Source organism: Runella salmonicolor, from assembly GCF_024158025.1.
Lineage (GTDB): Bacteria > Bacteroidota > Bacteroidia > Cytophagales > Spirosomataceae > Runella > Runella salmonicolor.
In genome coordinates this window covers 81085-103281 of sequence record NZ_JAMZEL010000018.1, presented here as the reverse complement: position 1 = coordinate 103281, position 22197 = coordinate 81085, and the positions used below count along the sequence as shown (strand labels likewise).

Genomic DNA, 22197 nt, shown 5'->3' with positions numbered 1-22197 from the left:
CGTTACAACCACGTCTATCTTTGTGCGAGTGCTTTCGCAGCTGTTCACCGTTTGGGTTACCCAATAACTCAGCGTTCCACTGCTGGCCGTGGAGGGCGTGGGCGCGGTACTGCTGCCAACACCCCCAGAAGCTGCCAAATACCATTTTAGATTTGTGCCAACGGCGCTCAAAGCAGACGCTGTTTGGCCTTGACAGTAACTTACGGGCGTAACTACTCCTGGGGGGGAGGGAGGGGCCGTTACAACCACGTCTATCTTTGTGCGAGTGCTTTCGCAGCTGTTCACCGTTTGGGTTACCCAATAACTCAGCGTTCCACTGCTGGCCGTGGAGGGCGTGGGCGCGGTACTGCTGCCAACACCCCCAGAAGCTGCCAAATACCATTTTAGGTTTGTGCCAACGGCGCTCAAAGCAGACGCTGTTTGGCCTTGACAGTAACTTACGGGCGTAACTACTCCTGGGGGAGAAGGCAGCGCATTGATCGTAAATGTACTACTTGCTGACCCAGTGACGCTGGGAGAATTGGAAATAACCCTTACCTTATAACCCGTTCCAGAAGTTATATTTACTGGTATCTCAGCGATTAGCGGACTTGCTGTACCAGTAGTAGGAAGAGTAATAAAATTATTTCCAGTATTATCAGAAAGCTGTACGGCATAAGAGGTCGATGAAAGATTAACCGCCGTAAATCCCACATTGATTGTACTCCCCGCACATACAGGACTTGGAGTAACTGTATTTGTAGTGATTGTTGGAGGAGACATAGATGTTACCTGTAACATATAGTCTTCAGCTTCACCAAAAGAAAGTAGCCCGCATGGATCTGTGACAGCACTACCAGCTCCAAAATTATAACCTGAACGTACCCGAACCCGTACTAATCCTTGAACGGAGCTAGGTATAAGAAAGGACCCGGATGCCGTTGGATTCATACGAGGCATCGACGCTAAACTATCACTTCGATACACCCTTTCGTTTAATTCAAAATAACCATCTTGGTCAAAATCTGCCCACACAGACACATGTTGGTCATAATAAGTACCCGCACTTTGTCCAATAGTAAAAGTATAAGTATTCCCAGCCGTTACGGGGTAGGCAGTACTCGTGTAGTCTCCATAGTTGGCGGGGGAACAATTTGAGTCCTTATTATTAATAATAGTCGTTGTTCCTTGCTTCAATACAAATTCATTTATAAGAACTGCCGTAGTGCTACAAGGGTAGGTATATTTAGGTACACAGTAATTTAGGGCTGTTGAAACTGGAAGCACCTCACTATATTGCACAGAAGAATTAGAAGCTTTGACACGATAATAGTAATTTGTGTACGAGGTAATTGTTTGGTCTATGTAATTGGTTGTGTTGGGAGGTAAGCCACCAATCGGCATAAAACCCTCTGCTGCTGAAATGCTAGATCGCTCGATGACGAAGCCTGCCTCATCGGAAGAGTTATCATCAAAGGTCAAAGAACACCCTGAAGCTAACAGCTTTGCCGTCAAATTTCCTGGTATACTACCACCCGTTACCGTAGACCCACCAGAAAAATTATATTGATTGGAGGGGTCAGTACGTAGCAGAAAACCGTCGGCCATTCGTGCAGATTGGCCTGGGGTAAAATCGCTGCCACAACTCAACGGATAATAAGACATTATATTTGATAAGGATGGGGCGTATAATTGCCCCTGTGGGTCACGCGCGGTTCCAGTATAAGTACAGCCTTGGATGGTGACCGAATCCCGTCCGTAAGGATCAGCGGGTGTATCGCACAATAAATCCCCCTTTAGTGTGCAATTTGCCCCCTGCGCCGGACTACGTGTTACATATTCTCGTTCTTCATTATTTGTATTATCACTGTTTTGAAATGTGTGTAGTAAATTAAAATAATGCCCCATTTCATGCGCAAACGTGTGATTATCCGTTGCAACCTGCGCCTGCACGAAGAGATTGTTTGAAATACTTAATTTGCTCGGGAAATAAGCATAGCCTGCAACCTTCATTGAGCCAAAACTAATACTGTTGGGAAAGTAGATATTGATTGCATTCGAAACACTATTGGTATTCAATAATGCCTGCTCGTCCGTGTTGATATAGTCGTAGTAAGTAGTATTATTGATGATGTGGGGAAGACCAGCAAAATAAAGTTGCAGCCCCAAACCTATATTCTGAAAATGGCGATTAACCTGCACCAATGCAGTGTTTAAATCCGCCAAGCTGAGGCCTCCAGTTCCATCGCTTTTACGAATAATATGCGCTTTGATAGGGATGTACTGAACCTCCGTCACGCCCGAAGTCTGGGCATTTTTAACGAATTGACTTTTTAATTTCAAAAGCCTTTTTTCCAGAGCGATGATACTTTCACTAGATGGGTCGGTCACAGCACAAGGTACAATCTGTGCGGTAGCGTTGCTACAAATCCACAGCCCGCTTAATATCATTATCAAAATAAAAAAGCGAAAAATATTTAATTTCATATGCCCTACTTTTAAAATTTTCAATCATACCCCATGATTTATTTCATGGGTGTAAAATTTACTTCTTGGATTTATTATTGAACAAATCCAAGAATTTTTTGAATAAGTAGGGTAATTTTTTAATTTTTCAGCAATTAGTATGTCAATATTAGATAAACTAAGTCAACTAATAATTGTTTGACTAATTGTTTTATACGACCAAATAATATGTTTTTTATCTATTATCCAAGAGATAAGTAAAAATATTTAATAAATTTATAAATTAAGGATATAGTCGCGACCCAGCATCCGCATTTGGCGCGCTATTTGGGCCGTACGCCGTTGCACATAACTGGATGGATTTTTGGCCGAAAAACGAAGCGGACTTGGTAGCACCGCCGCAATCCTTGCCGCTTCATTTCGGGTCAAAGATGAGGCTGGTTTATAAAAAAAACGCTGCGCCGCCGCCCCATACCCAAAAGTCATATTGCCTGTTTCGGCTACGTTTAAGTATACCTCCAAAATGCGTTCTTTTCCCCATATTATTTCAATCAAGACCGTAAAATACGCTTCCAATCCTTTTCGAATGTAACTACGTCCTTGCCAGAGAAATACGTTTTTGGCCACCTGCTGAGAAATAGTGCTGGCCCCCCTGATTTTTTTCCCTCGGAGGTTGTGTTTGAAAGCATTGCCCATTGATTTAAAGTCAAATCCCCAATGTTCTGGAAACAACTGATCTTCAGAAGCTACGACTGACAACGGCGCCTCTTTAGACATCTCACTCATCGGTGTCCAATCTGAATAAATTTTACTACTACGCCCTTCTGAAATGGCCTCCATTTTTCGGGCAATCATCAATGGCGTAACCCAAACGGGAACAAACTTTAAAACCGTTACCCATATCACTGAGCCAATCACAAAATAAAGAATTGTTTTGAGTAAAATCCGCACAATAAGTGAACGCCACCCAGCAGAAGCAGGCTTAGATTTCGGTGCGGTGGCGGTAGCAGGACGAATACGATTAGCGGCCATAAAAATGTCTTTGTTGAGCTATTAAATATATTAAAAATTAAAGAGATGATTTAAAAATTAGGTGGCACAAAAATTATACATCTGGCAAACTCCTCAGATAACGAATAAATCTGACGCAATTCGGTCGGCAAATAATTTACCTTTGGGTGTAAGAAACAAAACGCCATTGTCAATAAATATCCACCCATTATCCATAAACGTCGTCATATATTTTTTTTGTGTTTCCCTCAAATCAATTCCCGCCAGTTGTTGAATAATTCCTAAATCGCACCCCCAAATCGTGCGTAGGCTAGTGAGGAGATAATCATTTACCTGATCAAAAGGGCTCAGGATTTCAGCTTCAAAAGGCAGATTCCCCGCTTTAATTGACTGAATGTAAAGGGCATTATTGGCAATGTTGTAGTGCCTCGAAGTTCCATTAAACGAATGCGCACTTGGACCGACCCCCAAATAAGAACGACGCTTCCAATAGCTGCTGTTGTGCCGAGCGTACTGACCATCGCGGGCAAAATTGGAGATTTCATATTGCTCGTAGTCCTTTGAGTCAAGGTACGTGAACATTTGCTCAAAATGGCGCGCCGATACCTCCTCATCTACGGGATTTATTTTCCCCTTTTTGAGCCAATTTCCCAAAGCTGTTTTGGGCTCAATGGTTAGATTGTAGGCCGAAATGTGGGGGGTATTTAAGGCAACGGCCATTTCCAAATCCCTCTGCCATAATTGCTCATCAGAAGCTGTCGGTATATATTTTATTCCCAATTGTGTTTCGCTCATCCCGTACATCAAATCAATGGTCAAGTTATGAAAACCATAATCTTGCGCCCGTTTTACCGAGGCTTCTGATTCAACTGCGTTGTGCGCCCGATTCATAAAACGCAAATACGGTTCATGAAACGACTGCAGCCCGATACTGAGGCGATTAATAAAAGGCCGTAACGAAAGGAGTTTTTGGGAAGTTAAATCATCTGGGTTGGCCTCCAAGGTAATTTCGGCCGACGGCTGAACGTGGTAAATTTGGTGAATGGTTTCAAAAATTTGCCCTAATTCTGCCTCTGTCAGCAACGAGGGCGTTCCTCCCCCAAAGTAAATGGTTTCGAGCTCACGCGTGGGCAAATAATCTTTTTGAAGCACTATTTCACGACAAATGGCCGTCACCAATTCTGCTTTCGACTTCAGACTAGTACTGAAATGAAAATCACAATAATGACAAGCTTGCTTGCAGAAAGGAATATGGAGGTACAGATGCATATTGCAAAATTACGCAAAAGCCTCCCATCACAATACCACAAACTCCACCCGGCGGTTCTTTTTTCTGTTTTCTTCAGACGTATTGGGGGCAATTGGGTCAAGGCTTCCGCGTCCTTTGCTTTGAAGACGCGAGCGTTGAATTCCTTTTTTGATTAGATAGGCTTCTACCGCTTGGCAGCGCTCTTGAGAAAGTTTTACGTTCAGGTCAAAATCACCAGCATTGTCGGTATGACCGCGTATTTCAATACGGACTGTAGGGTTTTGGTGCAATGCTTCGGCCAGCGCATCCAATTCGGGCTGTGAGTCGGCGCGAAGCACAGGACTACTGCGGTCAAAATAAATATTTTTCAGTGTGATGGTTTTGCCTTTTTCGAGTTGAGCAAAAGTTTCCACTTCCTTCTTGGCTGGAATCATTTTAAACTGTACCACATTTTGAGGACGCAAATCACGAATGGGCAAAATAAGCGTCATAAAGCCTTCCGCAATGCATTCTACGAGGTAATTGGCTTTACGCGGAAGTTTGGCCGAAGCCTTGCCAGCGGCATCGGCCTGTAATTCAAAAACGCGTTTGCCTTCTTCATCGGTCACAAAAAATTTAGCACTTGAGACGGGTTGTTTTGTTTCTATATGTGTGGCATCAATCAAAACATAATATTCTGCTGGTTTTGCACTTTCCTGCGCAAATGTCGTAATAGAAAAACATGCGTACAGGGCCCAAAAAAGGGAGGTGATTTTCATTGTTTGAAGTGATTTTCGCCCCCAAGTTAATAAATGTGAAGTGTAGAAAAGCAAAAAGATTTTATCTATTAAAAAGCTAATTTCCCTTTTAAGCAAAAGCTTGCGGATATAAGCGCTTACCTTCTACCCGCATCCGTTCATAGACCTCAATCGTTGCCCATGTACACAAAATACTCATTACGATAAGGAATGTAGCAAAAACGACAAAGTGAGCAGCAGGCAATCCCTGAAAGAGCGAGCCTAAGAAAAAGTTTAAAAGGCTAGGAATTTGTGCACAGGAGCCCATCCAAAAGGGAGGCATCGCCACAGTGACCGTCTTTTTCATCCGTCGATGACGTACAACAACAAAACCAGCATATCCAAAGAACAAAACCAGCAACGCAGGCACCAATACCTCCCGCACATCTTTCGAAAAGTATCCTTTATCAAATCCCCACCAAAGCAACAGCGTCAATGTGATGGTAAACACCGCTTTGGGCCAACGAAAGAAATCTCGAAACAACATCCAAAATAATTTTTCCTGACGGCGGCGGGCGTTATCTTCGGCTTGTTGAACCAAATAGTCAAATCCCCAACGCCCAAATTTGGCATGGACCTGTAATAACGCTTCCACAAACGTCACTTGAGGTGAGTGAGATAGTATATCCTCAATATCAGAAGCCAAATGGTCCACCAGTTCAATCTGAACGTCCAGCGGCTTTACGCCCTTTTTTTCTACAAAAGCATAGAGCTCGTCGATTTCGGCAGCGGTCAATTCTGTCTTCATAGTTGTCAGGCAAAAGCTTGCGGATAAAGACGTTTTTGTTCTTTAATGAAATAGGCTTCTGTCTCAAAACTCGCCCATACTGACACCCAAGCCAGTCCAAAAGCTACCGCCAATAATCCATGCGGTAGCGTAATGTTTTCTGAGAAAAAATAAAGATATTGAAGAATAAAGGGGCTTTGAACAACTTCCACTGGGCTGTCACCGTAAGGAGTTCGGGGCGTTAATTTACGTTTAGAACGTTTTTGAGACAGTTCATAAAGTTTATGGATAAGCCTGATCATAACCAAAATCCCATTAACAATGATCACTGACCTTACCCCAAATTCCAGAAAACACCCCCAAATAAAGCCGATCAGGGCAATGGTAAAGAACAGGCGCGGCAGTTTCCAAAACTGCTTAAAGAAACTCCACCATAGTTTATTGCTCCGACGGGCTACTGCCACATGCGCTTTTTCGACCACTTCCGTAAAGCCAAAAATCCCAAACCCGGCATAGACGCTTTCCAGCGCGCGCTCAAACGTCAACCCAGGATGCTGTTCTCTTTTTTGTTCAATCTCAGAAGCCAAATGATCCACCAATTCAAGTTGCAGATCATAATAGTCTACGCCTTTGCGCTTTACAAACGCATACAATTCATCAATTTGCGCAGGGGTTAACTCCTTCGTCATCAGCCAAGGGAAAGTTTGGGGTTCAACAATAATTGCATGTGTTTGACAAAATCAGTAAGTTCTTCCAAACGATTTACGGTTTCGGCTTCGCCTTTTTCCGTTAAGGCGTAGTATTTGCGGGGGCGGTTGCCAACGTGCTCAATGCTGACCGTCAGCAGGCCTTCCGCTTCCAGTTTGTGCAACGACGGATACAGTGCCCCTTCGTTGATTACCAATTCGCCGTTGGTTTGCTCTTTTACCTTCTGGGTGATTTCATAGCCATACATTCGCTTATTTTCTTCAAGTAGTTTTAAGATAATGAGCGAGAGGCTTCCTTTGTATAATTGAGAGTTATTCATGACGCAAATATATACATCAGGAATTTATACATCAAAGTCTGAGGTATTGTTTTTTAAGCTATTATTCAGCGGCTGGCGGCAGCTTCCCTGGCGACTTTCGTCGTTTTTTGAGCGCATCGCTCAGAAGAAATTCAATTTGGCCGTTGGTGCTTCTAAACTCTTCCTGTGCCCACCGCTCCAACTCTTTCAGCATTTCGGCACTGACGCGAAGCACAAACGCCTTTTTTTCGTTGGCCATTGGTTTGAAAATGAAATTGACAAAAAATCCAAAGGGAATGTTTAGACAGCGATGTCTTTAAACATTCCCAAAAGTAGAAATTTAAGCGAAATGGTCAATTGTATAAGGTGCCAGCATTTATGACCGGACTTACTGATTTTTCACCGCACAGCACTACCAGCAAATTGCTTACCATAGCGGCTTTGCGCTCTTCGTCAAGGTGTACAATACCTTTTTCTGAAAGTTTTGCCAATGCCATTTCCACCATTCCAACGGCCCCGTCCACAATTTGCTTACGAGCCGCTACGACCGCCGAAGCTTGCTGCCGCTGGAGCATTGCACCCGCAATCTCTGGCGAATAGGCTAAGTGACTGATGCGCGCTTCGTGGATGCCGACCCCGGCCCGAACCAATCGCTCGGTGAGTTCGTGTTCGAGCATTTCATTGATCTTCCCTGAACCATCCCGCAGCGTGATTTGGGCATCCTCGTCTTCAATGGTATCATAACAATACATACCTGCCAATTTTCGTATAGCTGCCTCTGACTGAATTTCTACAAATTTTTGGTAATTATCCACTTCAAAAGAAGCCTGGGCAGTATCTTGTACGTGCCAGACCACAACGGCGGCAATTTCGATGGGATTGCCCATTTTATCGTTCACTTTCAGTTTTGGCCCGTTGAGATTGCGGGCACGCAAACTGATTTTACGGCGACGATACAAAGGGTTGACCCAACGTAATCCATTATGTCGGATGGTTCCGACGTATTCCCCGAAAAAAGTAGCTACAGCAGCCTCGTTGGGATTAATGACGATTAAGCCCATCGACAAAGTCGTGCCGACAAGGAATAAAATAGTGGCCAGTAAACCTGCCTGTGCGCCCGCAGCTATCATTCCCCCAAAGATCCACAGGACCAAGATTGCCGCAATGAATGCATAACCCGAAGTAGAAGTAAGTTCTTTTTCTTTCATGACATATTTGATATTAAATTGATATTACAATAGTATCCATTTTTAACGAAAATTTCTCTACAACAATGATAAAAGGCAAAACCGATTTATGAGTGGGAAAAACCAATTCCCAACCGTTTAGTTTTACAAGAAAAGCGTTCAAAATCAACCGAAAGGGTAGCAAAAGCACAGATTAACCGTTATTTTTTTTAATTTTGCGCCCTCATAAAAAGTCAAAAGCGGTACTTCGGTGCCGCAAACTGCCGAATACAATGCTAAGCGAACAAGAACTATTGCGCCGCCAAAAGCGCGAAGATTTGATGAAACTGGGGATTGACCCCTACCCTGCCGAATCGTTTGACGTCAACGTCACCGCGGCCGACATCCATAAAAACTACGAAAACGATAAACTTAATTACAAAAATATCTCCATCGCTGGCCGTTTGATGAGCTTCCGTATCATGGGAAGTGCCTCTTTTGTGGAGCTTCAGGACAGCACCGGTCGTATTCAGTTATATTTCCGTCGCGATGACCTGTGTCCCGACGAAGACAAAACGCTGTACAACATCGTATTCAAAAAACTCCTCGACATCGGCGACATCATTGGCGTGAAAGGGTTTGTGTTTACGACCCAAACCAACGAGATTTCCATTCACGTACAGGAATTCAAAATCCTGAACAAATCGTTGAAACCACTGCCCGTAGTCAAAGAAGCCGACGGAAAAACCTACGACGGTTTTACAGACCCTGAGCAGCGCTTTCGTCAGCGATATGTGGATTTGATTGTGAATCCGCACGTCAAAGATATTTTCATAAAGCGCGCCAAAATCATCAGTACCATGCGGCGTATTTTTGATGATAAAGGTTGGTTGGAAGTAGAAACGCCTATTTTGCAGCCCATCCACGGCGGTGCAACGGCCCGTCCTTTCAAAACCCACCACAATACGTTGGATATGCCACTGTACATGCGCATTGCTAACGAATTGTACCTCAAACGCCTCATCGTAGGTGGTTTTGACGGTGTGTATGAATTCGGGAAAATGTTTCGCAACGAAGGTATGGACCGCACGCACAACCCCGAGTTTACATCCTTGGAATTTTACGTGGCCTACAAAGACTACCACTGGATGATGAGTATTACCGAAGAACTGCTGGAAAAAGTAGCTTTGGCGGTAAATGGTCAAACAAAAATACAATCATGGGGCAACGAAATCGACTTTGCTGGCCCATACGAGCGATTGAGTATTTTTGAAGCCATCGAAAAATTCACGGGAGTCAATGTTGAAGGAAAAACCGAAGCCGAATTGATTGCGCATTGCAACGAATGGGGCATCGAAACGGACGGGACCATGGGCGTCGCCAAATTGATAGATGAAATCTTTGGGGCTAAGGTGGAAGATAACCTGATTCAACCGACATTCATCATTGATTATCCCGTCGAAATGTCGCCGTTGACCAAAAAACACCGCAGCAAGCCGGGGCTGGTGGAGCGATTTGAACTGTTTATCAACGGAAAAGAAGTTGCCAACGCTTATTCTGAGCTGAACGATCCCATCGACCAACGTGAACGCTTTGAGGAGCAACTCCGTCTGGCTGAGCGCGGCGACGAAGAAGCCATGGCGATGGACGAAGATTTCATCCGCTCACTGGAATACGGAATGCCGACCACGTCGGGAATCGGTATCGGCATCGACCGTCTTACGATGATGATGACCGACCAGACGAGCATTCAGGAAGTATTGTTCTTCCCACAAATGCGTCCCGAAAAGAAAGCCGAAGTGGCATCCGAAAATGATTACATGACACAGGGCGTACCGACCATTTGGATTCCGGCGTTGCAGAAAATGGGCTTTTTGACCATCGAAGCACTCAAAGCCGCTAACCCCAACAAAGTCTTCAACGACTTGGGCGGCCTGCGTAAAAAACTGAAAATCGAAGCTCCCATGCCGAAGAAAGAGGAAGTGGAGAGCTGGATAAACGGATAAAATCAATGAACCATAAGGCGAGGCAAACCCCTCGCCTTCTTTCTGACCTATGGACCTGACTACTCGCAAATTCCGCATCGCGCAAATCATCCCCGAAACAGCCGATACAAAGACGTTTGTCTTACAGCCCATTGATGATGCTCCTTTTGAGTATCAAGCAGGGCAATTTGTGACGTTGTTATTTGATGAATATGGTCAGGAGGTCAGGCGCTCTTTTTCTTTTTCGACTGCACCAGGAGTAGATGAGCTGCCTGCGATTACCATCAAGCGCGTGCCCAACGGATTGGTTTCCCGTCGATTGCTTGATTACGCCAAAGAGGGCGACTTACTTACGGCCCTGGAACCTTCAGGACGATTTATAATCTCAGCCCATGAGGTGCCAAACCATGTGTTTTTGGTGGGAGCAGGCAGTGGAATTACGCCGCTTTTCTCTTTATTAAAACAACTTCTCTACACCGAACCCCAAACCTACATTACGCTTCTTTACAGCAACAAAACGGTCGAATCTACGATTTTTTATGAGCAAATCAACCAATTGCAAGCGGCACATCCCAACCGCCTAAAAGTGGTTTTTTTCTGGGGAAATGCCAAAAATCTGCAGCAAGCCCGACTCAATAATTCGTTATTGGAAGAGATTGTCAAGCAACATTTGCTTTCTGCCAAAGACGATACCGCTTTTTATACCTGTGGGCCGTTGCATTTTATGCTTATGGTACAAATTACCCTCCTTACCATGGGCTTCGCCAAAGACCGCATCCACCGCGAATTTTATACGGTCGATACCAAACCCCCTACTCCAAAGCAGTACAAACCACAATTTGTTACACTTGATTTTAAAGGCACATCCACAACGGTTGAAGTCATCAACAACCTAACGATTTTGGATGCGGGATTAAAAGTAGGCTTGCCTTTACCTTACAACTGCCGCTCAGGCCAATGCGGAAGTTGCATTGCCCAATGCGCAAAAGGTGTCGTTGAAATGGAATACAACGAAATTCTCACTGACGAAGAAGTAACGCTCGGCCGCGTGCTAACCTGCATGGCGCACCCACTCACGGCCGATGTACGCGTATCGTGGGATGTTTAGACCGTCACTGCTTTATACATTTCTGCAACGGTATTTACGGCGTAATCAATATCCGCTTCGGTATTATATTTTCCAAATGAAAAACGCACATTCCCACGGTCAGGAGCCACGCCAAGCGCACCTAACACGTGCGAGCCTACTTCTGATCCGCTAGAACAGGCACTTCCGCCAGAAGCTGAAATCTTGGCAATATCTAAATTAAAAAGCAACATATCGCTGATGTCCGACGGCGGCAGGCTGACGTTCAGTACGGTATAATTACTGCGCTCCATGTTTTCACAATCACCGTTAAAACGCACATCTTCTATCTTTTCGCGGAAGCCCGCAATCATACGTTTTTTCAAATGTTCAATATGAGTACGGTGGCTGTCCATGTCGCGATACGCAATTTCTAGGGCTTTTCCCAACCCCACAATTCCGTATACGTTCTCTGTTCCGCCACGCATATTGCGCTCCTGCGAACCACCATGAATGTAAGGGTGAATTTTTACATCGGCATTGATGTACAAGAAGCCAACGCCTTTCGGGCCGTTGAATTTATGGGCCGCTCCAACGATAAAATGCGTTTTGAGTTGTTTTAAATCATGACGCAAATGCCCCACGGTTTGAACCGTATCACTGTGAAAAATAGCGTTATACTGCGCACACAAATCGCCTACTACATTCAAATCCAGCAAGTTGCCAATTTCATTGTTGCCGTGCATCAATGATACCAACGAACGCGGATTCGTCTGAAGTAATTCCTCCAAGTGATTCAAATCTACGTGGCCTTTGGCATCGATATTCACAAGGCTCAACTTGATTTTGCCCGCTTTGGCCAGATATTCCAAGGTATGCAATACCGCGTGGTGTTCCAACGGTGATGTAATGGCGTGCGTTAAGCCATAATTATCAATACTACAAGTAATGGCCGTATTGTCGGCTTCGGTACCACCCGATGTAAAAAATATCTGTGCCGGAGAAGTATTCAACAACCCCGCTACCGTTTTACGCGCCTGTTCAATGGCCGATTTCACCACACGTCCGTGTCCATGAATAGAAGATGGATTGCCGTACTGCTCCGTCATCCAGGGAAGCATGGCTTCGATAACTTCGGGGGATATACGGGTGGTGGCGGCATTGTCCAGATAAACACGGTCGGCTACGGAGCGAATCATGGGAGTAGTTTGGGGAGATGTTGAAGTGTTTTAAGACACTGAAAAATTATTAACTGCAAAAATACGTTGAAAGTTCTACTCTATCAACCTATCGAGTCGACCGAGTAATGATTTTTTCGAACAATGTCCAAAGAATGTTTGGTACAAAAATTGACGATTTCTTAAAAATTACCGTCAATTTTGTAAAAAATATGTTCTAATGCCCATTATTAATCAGTCAACCTATCCAGGCCCACCTCGTTATCTGTTCAATGGTCATTTGCAAACCATCATTCCCAGTGTTTTTCGGAAGATTGAAGGAGTGACATACGAGCGCGAGCGATTCTTGCTCTCAGACGGTGATTTTGTGGATATTGATTGGCTCGATACACGTAGTAAAAAACTGGTGGTACTAACGCACGGTTTGGAAGGCGATTCGGGAAGACATTACATCAAAGGAACCGCCAAATTGTTTTCGCAAAACGGTTGGGATGTGTTGGCATGGAACTGCCGCTCCTGTAGCGGTGAAATGAACAAAGCCTTCCGGTTGTACAATCACGGCGAAATTGGCGACATCAGCGAACTCATCAATCACGCACTGCGCACCAAACACTACGAAAAAATAGTACTTGTGGGATACAGCATGGGCGGAAATATCTCCTTGAAATACGTGGGAGCAAAGGGTAAAGAGCTGCCAGACGTTGTACGAGGCGCGGCCGCCTTTTCAGCCCCTACCAATCTTAAAACCAGCGCAGAACTGCTCGATTTACCAAAAAATCGGTTTTACCGCGACCGATTTATGAAAAAACTAACGAAAAAAATCGCCGCTAAATCGGAGCTATACCCAGGCAAATTGGACATGAGCCGCTTGAAAAACGTTAAAGTTTGGAAAGATTTTGACGATTTTTTTTCTGCGCCCGTCAACGGCTACCGCGATGCCGACGATTTTTACGAACAGGCATCCGCCGTCAATTTCATCAAAGAAGTACGCATTCCTGTTTTGATTTGTAACGCCCAAAACGACCCTATTTTAAATGCCGACTGCGCGCCGAAAGCATTGGCCGAAAAGCATCCCTTTATTTTTGTAGAAACCCCAAAAACGGGCGGACACGTAGGTTTTTTGGTCAAAAACGATGAATTTGCGTGGTCCGAACGTAGAGCATTGGATTTTTTGAGTTAAGACTAAAAAGCCCTCGAAATTTGGACTTTCGAGGGCTTTTAGTTACGACAGGTGCTTTTTGAGAATATTCTCAATCATGTCGCCACTCACATAAATAGGCTTGTCGGTGATGGTTATTTTGAGTTTGTTATCTTCTACTGCGTATTCACCTTTCACCTTGCTGATTCCAGCAGGAAGCGAAAAAGAGCCCGCTGCGCTGTCGCCAGTCATGGTGCCATTTCCTGATTCAATGGCGCGTTTTGCTTTCGCCAAAATTGTTTCTGCGGTTCCTTCAAACGGAATATCGAAATTGTGTGCCATAAGTTCGGTTACTTTAATACATTGACCTGTTTAGGCCGCGAAGTTAAAAATTTACCAACAATTCCGCTTGCTCACGAATAAGTTGATTGATAAGCGCATCTTTAATTTCTCCTTCTTGAAAATTTTTCTTCATAAACGGAATCTTCACCCGCTGGGCCAACACATTCAATCCTAGGTAATGAAATACATCAATCAAGTGACTCAACGCCAACGCCGACCCTTGCACACCGTCTGAAATTCCGACCAAGGCGGCTTTTTTGTGCTTCAATTCGCTAGGATAACCCAGCCCGTCAATGAATCCTTTTAGTGCCCCAGGATAAGATCCGTTGTATTCTGGTACGATAAAAACAAATTTATCGGCTTCCTTCATCATCTTACGATAGGCATTAAAAACTTCATTTTTTCCGTTATTTTCGTACAAGGCAGTCCTTATGAAGTCGTCAGGAAGTTCGGCAATGTCCAAAATTTGACTTTCGGCATTGAATTCGGCGAGTAACTTTTGATAAAACAAAGCTACGTCTTTTGATTTGGAGTTTCGCCGATTGGTACCGACTACGATTGTTATCATTTTGATAAATGGAACGTTATATACCAGATAAATGACAAGCAGCCCTAAATTGTTCAATAAAAACGAAAATCATCTTGTATTCGCCTAAACTTTTCTGGCTCAATGGTCTGTTTTTTTGAATTTGTCGGAAACCAATCACACTCATTATCACGTTTTTACCTTTAATTAACAGCCCGTAATAATGATAAATCGTCAAATCACCTCTGCAGTTTTTCTCCAAAAATCGATGCATACAAAATTTTATAACCCATTCCAACCTTTCTTTAAACCTGTGCGTCATTAGAACATACCGGCATACATGAAAGATGAACGAACGTTAGTTGAAGGGTGTCGAAATAAAGACCGCATAGCCCAGCGAACGCTTTATGAGCGTTTTGCGGGGAGAATGTTTGCCGTTTGTCAACGCTACACGCGCAGCCGTTTTGAGGCCGAGGATGTTCTTCAAGAAGCGTTTATTAAGGTTTTTTCCCAGATACATACGTTCAGATATGATTGTCCGTTGGAAGCGTGGATTAAGCGTGTGGTCATCAATACCGCCATTTCATACTTGCGGAAAGAAAAAGCGTATTTAGAGCAAGCAGATATTGATAATCATACCGATGCCGTAGCAGAAAACGAGACAGCACTGTCGGGTATTCAATACCAGCAGTTGCTGTCGTTGGTACGCGAATTACCCCCTGGCTGCCAATCGGTGTTCAACCTGTACGCAATCGAGGGTTATCAACACAATGAAATTGCCGAAATGCTAGGAATTTCAGAAGGTACGTCCAAATCGCAATACGCCCGGGCAAAACAGTTGTTACAGGCAAAGATGTTGGAAAGTTTTTAATTAGGTTTCAGTTAGAAAAAATGGATACGTCGGAACAGAATAATTTTGAGGAAAACTGGCGCAGAGCGTTTGACGACGCCTCCGAGATGCCCCCCGATTCGGTGTGGGCGCGGATAGAGGAACGTTTGGACGAAGAGGAGAAGGAGCGCGTGGTAGTGTTGCCGTTGTGGCGTCGTTGGCAAAATATGCATTGGATGGCGGCGGCGGGTGTGGCTTTGTTGGCTATTTCGTTAGGGGGCTGGTGGTTGCGTCAAAACACCAGTTCAGATACGTTGCGTGGAAACATCGCCCAAAATGAAGCGAAAGTAATTGTTCCCAATAAAGAGGCTATTTCAAAGGAACAAAATAAAAAACCAACCCCTGAAATCGCTTCTGCCGAACAAACTGCCCAATCGACGATTGAACAAAAAGAAGATAAACAAGCTGACGAAAATCCACTCCAACTTTCTAAAAAAACATCTATTGCCTCAACTGACAACTCATCTAACCAAAAAAACAAGGCGGGTGCTACCGATATTGCTAAAAAATTACCAAAAGAATGGGCGATAAAAGAAGAAAGTACAATTGCTAAAACGCAGTCTTCCAGCCCACTGCCCGTTTTATCCGCCACTCCACCATCAAATTCAAACTTCAAAGAAAACAGCCTGCAAACGAATGATTTGATTACTAACCAATTGACTATATCCACACCTATTTTTGAAGCTACACCAGCGGTAGAGATTAATGCGCTCGACGGCAAAAATCTGCGCAACTTACCTGGCTTATCCAAAAAACAAATTTGGGTAGCCTATCAGGCACCAGAAAGCAGTGCCGAAGCACCCAAAAAAGCCTCAACGAAAGAGTACTGGGCGTCGGTCGGTATTATGCCTGCCAGCTATAACGCCGGGGTGGCCATTGGAGGAAGCTCGGCAGGTCGGGCATTTGCGATGTCGGGCCAAAATGCGTTGGCCAATACAACCAACTCTACCAACGCTGGCTCAAACCGCGCTGCCCTTTCGTACGCGGTTCAGTGGCAAGGAGGTTTACAACTAAACCAACGTTGGTCTATCGAAACAGGAGTCAACTATTTACAGGGGAATTCTGTCTTTGAAGGGACAAATGGATTCAATGTTTACACCAACAGTTACGTCAACAACCTCGAAGCGGCCGTCAATCTGAGCAATAATCTTACAAAACAATATGATTTTGCCAGTGCAGGGAACGATAAATCCCAAATTCAGTCATTTGCCACCAATCAAAACATTTCGAACGCATACCAGTATTTACAAGTCCCAGTGCAAGCTGGATTTGCGTTGGTCAAGCCCAAACGCAAGCTATCTCTTTGGCTTATAGGCGGATTTATCAATAATATTTTCTTACGAAATAGCTTTGAATCAGGACAGGAGCGCATCGTTTCCGTAAGCGGAGCCGATAATCCTTACAAGACGCTGTCGCTGTCAGCAAGTACGGGAATGCGGGTTCAATACAAAATGAGCAAACGCTGGACCACGTTGATTTCAGGAAATTACCAACAGGCGCTTGGCTCCAATACCCGTTCTGATGCACTTTTTGAAGCCAAACCTCACCTCTTCGGCGTAGGTGCAGGATTGAGGTATGGATTTTAAAAGTGGCACAATTACCGTTTCATATCATTGCCTAACATCACTTCCGGGGCCACCATCACCCTTGAGCCTTCGGAGGTATTCTCCAGATTAAGTACTCCACGCGGACATACCGCCGAACAAATACCGCAACCCACGCACGATGAGCGTACGATGTCTTGTCCGCGCTGGGCGTAGGCCCGCACGTCAATGCCCATTTCACAATACGTCGAACAATTTCCGCAGGAGATACATTGCCCGCCGTTGGTTGTAATGCGGAAACGTGATTTTTTGCGCTGCCAAAGGCCTAAATAAGCAGCCAATGGACAACCGAAACGGCACCAAACGCGGTTGCCCATAAGCGGATAAAAGCCCGTTCCGACCACGCCTGCAAAAATCCCTCCAATCCAAAAACCATACGCTGACCGCACGCTGTAGCTGTCAATAAATAGGACATTGGACGAGCCCGTAAAGTACGTGTAAAGAACCATCACAGTCATCAGCACCGCAAACACCAACACTCCATGTACAATATAACGCTCTATTTTCCAAGACTTTAATGACTTATCCGAAAGTTGACGATACGGGTCACCTAGTGTTTCGGCCAAGCCTCCACAGCCACATACCCACGAGCAATACCAGCGTTTTCCAAAGAAATACGTCATAATCGGCACTCCGATTAGAAACAACAAAATGCCCCAAACCAACATAAAAATCCCCAAACCACCACTTTGAACCAAACTATTGAGATTGTAATCAAAGAAAAAGTCGTAATCGAGCGGCCAGATATTTTTAAAATCGTAATAAGGCTTGTTCAAACTTACCAGTATCTCGGGAATAATAAACGCCACCGCCGTCTGAAAAAACATCACCGACAGTGTACGTACCTGCTGGTACCTGCTGTGGCGATATTTAATCAGCATCCGAACGCCCATTACCGTCACGCAAATAGTATACAAAAACCCGTACAAAAACCACCGACTTGCCTCACCGCCGTTAAGGGCTTTACTCAGTGGGTCTACAAGCAGCGTCCAATTGACGAGGTACTGCGGGAAATAATAAAGTAAAATATAAAAAACAATCAGAAAAGTACCTACCATCCACCCCAAAGCCCCTCTTGCGGTAGATGATTGTTGAAAGATATGATTGTTTTTAATACCAGGAAGTAACCGTAATTGGGGCAATATGTAAAGCAATGCCCCTAAAATAGCCAAGCCAAAGGTTAAGAAAAACCACTTGGACGGGGTCTCTTTCAACGGCCCGTGGGCGGCGGCTTTGGTAATGGCAAAACTATATTCGTCATAAATCACCTTATCCCACTGTTGGGCGGCTTTGTACTCCGAATTGAGTCCATTTAGCTCATTATCAAACGCATAAGTAAACGCCCAACCGTTACTGTAGGTTTTGTTGAGCATGGGTTGCAGGCGCGTACCCAATGTAGACTGATGCTCTGGCTTGATGTTTTGTTTCAAAATGACGGGAGTGAGTGTAAACTCATTCATAGTCAACGTATAAAGCCATAACCCGAAACCCGCCAAAAACAGGCCTAAGCCCAAACCAGAGAGAATTTTCATGCCAAAAAGGGAGTTTTACTTCCCCTAATATACAGCAAAAACCGTTAAAAAGATTTCTGCATAAAAAAGCGCGGAGCTTTTCGAGCCCCGCGCCTGTAATATATTCGAAAAAAAATCTTACGAAATAGATTCGGCCAGTACCAGTACTTTGTTGTTCAGTACTTCTACTACGCCGCCATCTACCGTGAAGGTCTCCTTGTGGGCCCCTTCTACAATGATAGCGCCTTGTCCGAGGGTACTTACAAGGGCAGCATGGTTATTTAAAACCTGAAACTGTCCTTCTGTACCTGGAAAAGTTACCGCAGAAACTTCGCCAGAGAAGATTTTTTTATCGGGAGTAATGATTTCTAAATTCATATCGGAAACGATTTAATTATCTACCCGCCGCTTCTTTCAACAGACGCTCACCTTTTTCGATGGCATCTTCGATGGTTCCAACAAGGTTGAACGCTGATTCGGGCAAGTGGTCAAACTCACCATCCATGATTTGATTAAAGCCTTTGATGGTATCGTTGATGTCAACCAAAACTCCTTTCAAACCCGTAAAGGCTTCTGCCACGAAGAACGGCTGTGATAAGAAGCGCTGTACACGACGAGCGCGGTTTACCGTAAGTTTATCTTCTTCCGACAATTCTTCCATCCCCAAAATCGCGATAATATCCTGCAATTCTTTGTAGCGTTGGAGGATTTGTTTTACGCGTTGAGCACAGTTATAGTGCGCATCTCCTAGGTTTTCAGCACTCAAAATACGGCTTGAAGAATCGAGTGGATCCACCGCAGGATAGATACCCAACTCGGCAATCTTACGACTCAATACCGTCGTAGCGTCCAAGTGAGCAAATGTCGTAGCAGGAGCAGGGTCAGTCAAGTCATCGGCAGGTACGTAAACGGCCTGTACTGAAGTGATTGAACCACGCTTGGTAGAAGTAATACGCTCTTGCATCGCACCCATTTCGGTTGCGAGTGTAGGCTGATAACCTACGGCTGATGGCATACGACCCAAAAGGGCTGATACCTCAGAACCTGCCTGCGTAAAACGGAAAATGTTATCAATAAAGAAAAGGATATCACGACCTTGGCCAGTACCGTCTCCATCGCGGAAATACTCAGCAATCGTCAAACCTGACAACGCCACGCGGGCACGTGCTCCTGGAGGCTCGTTCATCTGACCGAACACGAACGTAGCTTGCGATTTTTTCAATTCTTCGTAATCTACTTTCGATAAATCCCAACCGCCTTCTTCCATGCTGTGTTTGAACGCGTCACCGTATTTGATGATACCCGCTTCAATCATCTCACGCATCAAGTCGTTTCCTTCACGAGTACGCTCACCTACTCCGGCAAACACCGAAAGACCAGCATACGCCTTAGCGATGTTGTTAATCAGCTCTTGGATCAATACGGTCTTACCTACCCCAGCACCACCAAACAAACCGATTTTACCTCCTTTTACGTAAGGCGCCAAAAGGTCAATCACTTTGATACCTGTGAAAAGAACTTCGGTAGCCGTAGCCAAATCCTCAAACTTAGGAGCTGAACGGTGAATAGATAAGCCGTTTTCTTTGCTTACCTGCTTCATTCCGTCGATAGCATCTCCCACTACGTTGAACAGACGCCCTTTGATGTCTTCACCGATGGGCATTGTGATGGGGCTTCCCAAGTCAAATACGTCCATCCCGCGTTGAATCCCTTCGGTACCCTCCATTGCGATGGTGCGTACGCGGTCTTCGCCGAGGTGTTGCTGACATTCCAGAATTACCTTCTGTCCGTTGGGTTTGGTTAGTTCCAAAGCATCAAGGATAGATGGTAGGCGCTTGCCTTCCCCCTCAAAACTCACGTCCACAACTGGGCCAATCACCTGCGTTACTTTGCCTATGTTTGTTGTGTTTGCCATTGTATATGTTATAGTGTTATTCGTTATGAGTTTATACGTTAGTAGTTAATTTTTGAATCTGTAACCATAACGGAGCGCCGTTGTGGAATTGCTACTAAGCATTAACTGTTTAAGTTTCAGGCCGCAAAATTAGTCGTTTGTTTTATTAAAGCCAAACACCCTTGAGTAGTATTTTGGATATTTTCTATAGAAATGCCATTTTTTTTCAATAATCCTTGTGCAAAAACGGGTTTTGGCAAGTTTGGTCACGCACAAACTACCTGCTTAAATTAGCTAAAAGACTTACCAGAATGGGGTTTTGAGAGAATGTTTTTCAACCCTTAAAAAAACCGACTTTTACTTTCACTCATCTACTATGAAGTCGACGGTTGTTTGAGGATAATCCGGAAAGTCGTTCCTTTTCCTACTTCCGAATTTTTGACGAACAATTTTCCTCCGTGATACTCCTCAATAATCCGCTTGGCAAGCGTCAGGCCCAAGCCCCAGCCGCGTTTTTTGGTGCTGATGCCAGGTTTGAATACTTTTTGCCAGTTCCCTCTCGAAATCCCTTTCCCAGTATCGCTGATATCAATGGCTATTTCTTGCTTGTTCAACACAAAAATCCTGACCTTCAGCGCCCCCACACCCGTCATGGCATCGACGGCGTTTTTACAGATATTTTCAATCACCCATTCAAACAGGTTTCGATTGATGTTCATTTGACGCTCTTCGGGCAGGTCATTTACAAACGTAACTTTTACTTTGGTTGAAATTCGTCGTTTGAGATAATCTAAAAAAGTGGACACAACCTCCGCTACATTTTCGTGCCTCATCGCGGGCGTTGAACCGATACTGGAAAAACGTGTGGTAATCATTTCCAAGCGTTTTACGTCTTTCTCAATCTCACCAGTGTATTCATCAGGATAACGTTCGGGGTCAGTCCGAAAAAACTCCACCCACCCCATAAGAGAGGCAATCGGCGTTCCTAACTGATGCGCCGTTTCTTTCGCCAATCCTACCCAAACGCGGTTTTGTTCGGCGGTGCGCGATGCACTGAACACCAGATATGCAAGGAACCCCAGCACCAACAAGCTCAACAACTGAACATAAGGGTAGTACCTCATTTGTACCAATAATGACGAATCGCTGAAATAAATGTACTGTTTCGTACCGGCCACATCCACTTCAATCGGCGGATGTTCATCTTTCATTTCCTCGAAGGCTTCAATGAGTAACTTTTGTTTTTCTGAAGGGTCGTGCGCAGGCAAATCCAAGTTCGTGCCGTCGATGGGCACTTTGTCCTCTCCCACCAAAATAGTAGGGATTCGACTTTGAAAAATATTGTCTTTTACAACTTCAAACAGGAAAGTATAGTCTTCCGTAATCGAGTGATTGGCCGAATATTCAATCAATTGGGCATATAATTTCAACTGACGTTTTTCACGGGCATCTACATTTTCAACAATATTGTAGGTATAGATAATGGAAGCGATGCCGATCAAAGCTAGATTGATTCCGATAAAAATTTGATAAAGATTCTTTTGACTGTAAATGTCGATTGCCGGTAGCTTCATAGCATTGATAAGACGCAAAGGTTTCTATAAAAATACATTGAAAATGGCGAAAACACCTTTGCCCCTTTGATTAATTTAGAATGAGTATAAATTACAGCGCCTAATTTCAA

The 22197-nt window shown here is 44.4% G+C and carries 21 protein-coding genes; 5 read left to right on the top strand and 16 right to left on the bottom strand.

Annotated elements, in window-relative coordinates; all coding sequences use genetic code 11:
• The 9 genes from NCI00_RS27295 to NCI00_RS27255 form a co-directional block, all read right to left on the bottom strand.
• Nucleotides 1-2466, bottom strand: a 2466-nt coding sequence (locus NCI00_RS27295) for a GEVED domain-containing protein (RefSeq protein WP_253532872.1), incomplete at its 3' end; no start/stop codon positions are given.
• 255 nt (nt 2467-2721) lie between these two features.
• Nucleotides 2722-3477, bottom strand: a complete 756-nt coding sequence (gene mtgA, locus NCI00_RS27290) for a monofunctional biosynthetic peptidoglycan transglycosylase (RefSeq protein ID WP_253532871.1) — start codon at nt 3475-3477, stop codon at nt 2722-2724.
• A 93-nt stretch (nt 3478-3570) separates the two neighbouring features.
• Nucleotides 3571-4725 (bottom strand): radical SAM family heme chaperone HemW, encoded by a 1155-nt coding sequence (gene hemW, locus NCI00_RS27285; protein ID WP_253532869.1) that lies wholly within the window; start codon nt 4723-4725, stop codon nt 3571-3573.
• Between the two features lie 27 nt (nt 4726-4752).
• Nucleotides 4753-5463, bottom strand: a complete 711-nt coding sequence (locus tag NCI00_RS27280; protein WP_253532868.1) for an OmpA family protein — start codon at nt 5461-5463, stop codon at nt 4753-4755.
• Between the two features lie 88 nt (nt 5464-5551).
• Nucleotides 5552-6229: a hypothetical protein gene (locus NCI00_RS27275; RefSeq protein WP_253532867.1), complete on the bottom strand. Its 678-nt coding sequence runs from the start codon at nt 6227-6229 to the stop codon at nt 5552-5554.
• 5 nt (nt 6230-6234) lie between these two features.
• Nucleotides 6235-6897, bottom strand: a complete 663-nt coding sequence (locus tag NCI00_RS27270) for a hypothetical protein (protein WP_253532866.1) — start codon at nt 6895-6897, stop codon at nt 6235-6237.
• On the bottom strand, nt 6897-7235 hold the full coding sequence (locus NCI00_RS27265; RefSeq protein ID WP_253532865.1) for a PadR family transcriptional regulator: 339 nt from the start codon (nt 7233-7235) through the stop codon (nt 6897-6899). The genes NCI00_RS27270 and NCI00_RS27265 overlap by 1 nt, the downstream gene beginning before the upstream one ends.
• A gap of 61 nt (nt 7236-7296) precedes the next feature.
• Nucleotides 7297-7473 (bottom strand): type II toxin-antitoxin system antitoxin, encoded by a 177-nt coding sequence (locus tag NCI00_RS27260; RefSeq protein ID WP_253532864.1) that lies wholly within the window; start codon nt 7471-7473, stop codon nt 7297-7299.
• Between the two features lie 94 nt (nt 7474-7567).
• Nucleotides 7568-8422: an SPFH domain-containing protein gene (locus NCI00_RS27255; protein WP_253532863.1), complete on the bottom strand. Its 855-nt coding sequence runs from the start codon at nt 8420-8422 to the stop codon at nt 7568-7570.
• Between the two features lie 251 nt (nt 8423-8673).
• Here NCI00_RS27255 and lysS point away from each other — a divergent pair, with 251 nt between their 5' ends.
• Together lysS and NCI00_RS27245 are read left to right on the top strand one after the other, a co-directional pair.
• Nucleotides 8674-10386, top strand: a complete 1713-nt coding sequence (lysS, locus tag NCI00_RS27250) for a lysine--tRNA ligase (RefSeq protein ID WP_253532862.1) — start codon at nt 8674-8676, stop codon at nt 10384-10386.
• Nucleotides 10387-10435: 49 nt separating this feature from the next.
• Nucleotides 10436-11473: a ferredoxin--NADP reductase gene (locus NCI00_RS27245; protein WP_253532861.1), complete on the top strand. Its 1038-nt coding sequence runs from the start codon at nt 10436-10438 to the stop codon at nt 11471-11473.
• On the opposite strand, the gene NCI00_RS27240 is transcribed toward NCI00_RS27245, so the two are convergent.
• The gene (locus NCI00_RS27240; protein WP_253532859.1) at nt 11470-12630 is read right to left on the bottom strand and encodes a cysteine desulfurase family protein; all 1161 of its coding nucleotides are present in this window, start codon (nt 12628-12630) and stop codon (nt 11470-11472) included. The two genes, NCI00_RS27245 and NCI00_RS27240, sit on opposite strands and share 4 nt — an antisense overlap.
• 199 nt (nt 12631-12829) lie before the next feature.
• Here NCI00_RS27240 and NCI00_RS27235 point away from each other — a divergent pair, with 199 nt between their 5' ends.
• Nucleotides 12830-13789 carry a YheT family hydrolase gene (locus NCI00_RS27235; RefSeq protein ID WP_253532858.1) on the top strand — a complete coding sequence of 320 codons (960 nt, stop codon included), beginning with the start codon at nt 12830-12832 and terminating at the stop codon, nt 13787-13789.
• 42 nt (nt 13790-13831) lie between these two features.
• On the opposite strand, the gene NCI00_RS27230 is transcribed toward NCI00_RS27235, so the two are convergent.
• Both NCI00_RS27230 and NCI00_RS27225 read right to left on the bottom strand, forming a co-directional pair.
• Nucleotides 13832-14089 (bottom strand): hypothetical protein, encoded by a 258-nt coding sequence (locus tag NCI00_RS27230; RefSeq protein WP_114462471.1) that lies wholly within the window; start codon nt 14087-14089, stop codon nt 13832-13834.
• A gap of 43 nt (nt 14090-14132) precedes the next feature.
• Nucleotides 14133-14657, bottom strand: a complete 525-nt coding sequence (locus NCI00_RS27225) for an NADPH-dependent FMN reductase (protein WP_166561040.1) — start codon at nt 14655-14657, stop codon at nt 14133-14135.
• A 298-nt stretch (nt 14658-14955) separates the two neighbouring features.
• Here NCI00_RS27225 and NCI00_RS27220 point away from each other — a divergent pair, with 298 nt between their 5' ends.
• Together NCI00_RS27220 and NCI00_RS27215 are read left to right on the top strand one after the other, a co-directional pair.
• A complete protein-coding gene (locus NCI00_RS27220; RefSeq protein WP_114068091.1) occupies nt 14956-15486 on the top strand; it encodes an RNA polymerase sigma factor in 531 nt (176 codons plus the stop codon).
• Between the two features lie 20 nt (nt 15487-15506).
• Nucleotides 15507-17090 (top strand): hypothetical protein, encoded by a 1584-nt coding sequence (locus tag NCI00_RS27215; protein WP_253532857.1) that lies wholly within the window; start codon nt 15507-15509, stop codon nt 17088-17090.
• Between the two features lie 11 nt (nt 17091-17101).
• Here NCI00_RS27215 and NCI00_RS27210 read toward each other — a convergent pair whose 3' ends face one another.
• The 4 genes from NCI00_RS27210 to NCI00_RS27195 all read right to left on the bottom strand — a co-directional run bounded on the left by NCI00_RS27210 (nt 17102) and on the right by NCI00_RS27195 (nt 22087).
• Complete coding sequence (locus NCI00_RS27210) at nt 17102-18640, bottom strand: 4Fe-4S binding protein (protein ID WP_253532855.1); 1539 nt, start codon at nt 18638-18640, stop codon at nt 17102-17104.
• A gap of 117 nt (nt 18641-18757) precedes the next feature.
• The gene (gene atpC, locus NCI00_RS27205; RefSeq protein ID WP_166561036.1) at nt 18758-18997 is read right to left on the bottom strand and encodes an ATP synthase F1 subunit epsilon; all 240 of its coding nucleotides are present in this window, start codon (nt 18995-18997) and stop codon (nt 18758-18760) included.
• Between the two features lie 16 nt (nt 18998-19013).
• A complete protein-coding gene (gene atpD, locus NCI00_RS27200; protein WP_114068095.1) occupies nt 19014-20534 on the bottom strand; it encodes a F0F1 ATP synthase subunit beta in 1521 nt (506 codons plus the stop codon).
• Between the two features lie 353 nt (nt 20535-20887).
• The gene (locus NCI00_RS27195; protein ID WP_166561035.1) at nt 20888-22087 is read right to left on the bottom strand and encodes a sensor histidine kinase; all 1200 of its coding nucleotides are present in this window, start codon (nt 22085-22087) and stop codon (nt 20888-20890) included.
• Between the last annotated feature and the right edge of the window lie 110 nt (nt 22088-22197).

Bases quoted from the DNA above. Each gene is read 5' to 3' on its own strand.
- NCI00_RS27270 (WP_253532866.1), bottom strand. From the start codon at position 6,897: ATGACGAAGGAGTTAACCCCTGCGCAAATTGATGAATTGTATGCGTTT.
- NCI00_RS27215 (WP_253532857.1), top strand. From the start codon at position 15,507: ATGGATACGTCGGAACAGAATAATTTTGAGGAAAACTGGCGCAGAGCG.
- atpC (WP_166561036.1), bottom strand. From the start codon at position 18,997: ATGAATTTAGAAATCATTACTCCCGATAAAAAAATCTTCTCTGGCGAA.
- NCI00_RS27240 (WP_253532859.1), bottom strand. From the start codon at position 12,630: ATGATTCGCTCCGTAGCCGACCGTGTTTATCTGGACAATGCCGCCACC.
- atpD (WP_114068095.1), bottom strand. From the start codon at position 20,534: ATGGCAAACACAACAAACATAGGCAAAGTAACGCAGGTGATTGGCCCA.
- NCI00_RS27265 (WP_253532865.1), bottom strand. From the start codon at position 7,235: ATGAATAACTCTCAATTATACAAAGGAAGCCTCTCGCTCATTATCTTA.
- lysS (WP_253532862.1), top strand. From the start codon at position 8,674: ATGCTAAGCGAACAAGAACTATTGCGCCGCCAAAAGCGCGAAGATTTG.
- NCI00_RS27220 (WP_114068091.1), top strand. From the start codon at position 14,956: ATGAAAGATGAACGAACGTTAGTTGAAGGGTGTCGAAATAAAGACCGC.
- NCI00_RS27275 (WP_253532867.1), bottom strand. From the start codon at position 6,229: ATGAAGACAGAATTGACCGCTGCCGAAATCGACGAGCTCTATGCTTTT.
- NCI00_RS27235 (WP_253532858.1), top strand. From the start codon at position 12,830: ATGCCCATTATTAATCAGTCAACCTATCCAGGCCCACCTCGTTATCTG.
- NCI00_RS27210 (WP_253532855.1), bottom strand. From the start codon at position 18,640: ATGAAAATTCTCTCTGGTTTGGGCTTAGGCCTGTTTTTGGCGGGTTTC.
- NCI00_RS27255 (WP_253532863.1), bottom strand. From the start codon at position 8,422: ATGAAAGAAAAAGAACTTACTTCTACTTCGGGTTATGCATTCATTGCG.
- NCI00_RS27225 (WP_166561040.1), bottom strand. From the start codon at position 14,657: ATGATAACAATCGTAGTCGGTACCAATCGGCGAAACTCCAAATCAAAA.
- NCI00_RS27260 (WP_253532864.1), bottom strand. From the start codon at position 7,473: ATGGCCAACGAAAAAAAGGCGTTTGTGCTTCGCGTCAGTGCCGAAATG.
- NCI00_RS27195 (WP_166561035.1), bottom strand. From the start codon at position 22,087: ATGAAGCTACCGGCAATCGACATTTACAGTCAAAAGAATCTTTATCAA.
- hemW (WP_253532869.1), bottom strand. From the start codon at position 4,725: ATGCATCTGTACCTCCATATTCCTTTCTGCAAGCAAGCTTGTCATTAT.
- NCI00_RS27245 (WP_253532861.1), top strand. From the start codon at position 10,436: ATGGACCTGACTACTCGCAAATTCCGCATCGCGCAAATCATCCCCGAA.
- mtgA (WP_253532871.1), bottom strand. From the start codon at position 3,477: ATGGCCGCTAATCGTATTCGTCCTGCTACCGCCACCGCACCGAAATCT.
- NCI00_RS27230 (WP_114462471.1), bottom strand. From the start codon at position 14,089: ATGGCACACAATTTCGATATTCCGTTTGAAGGAACCGCAGAAACAATT.
- NCI00_RS27280 (WP_253532868.1), bottom strand. From the start codon at position 5,463: ATGAAAATCACCTCCCTTTTTTGGGCCCTGTACGCATGTTTTTCTATT.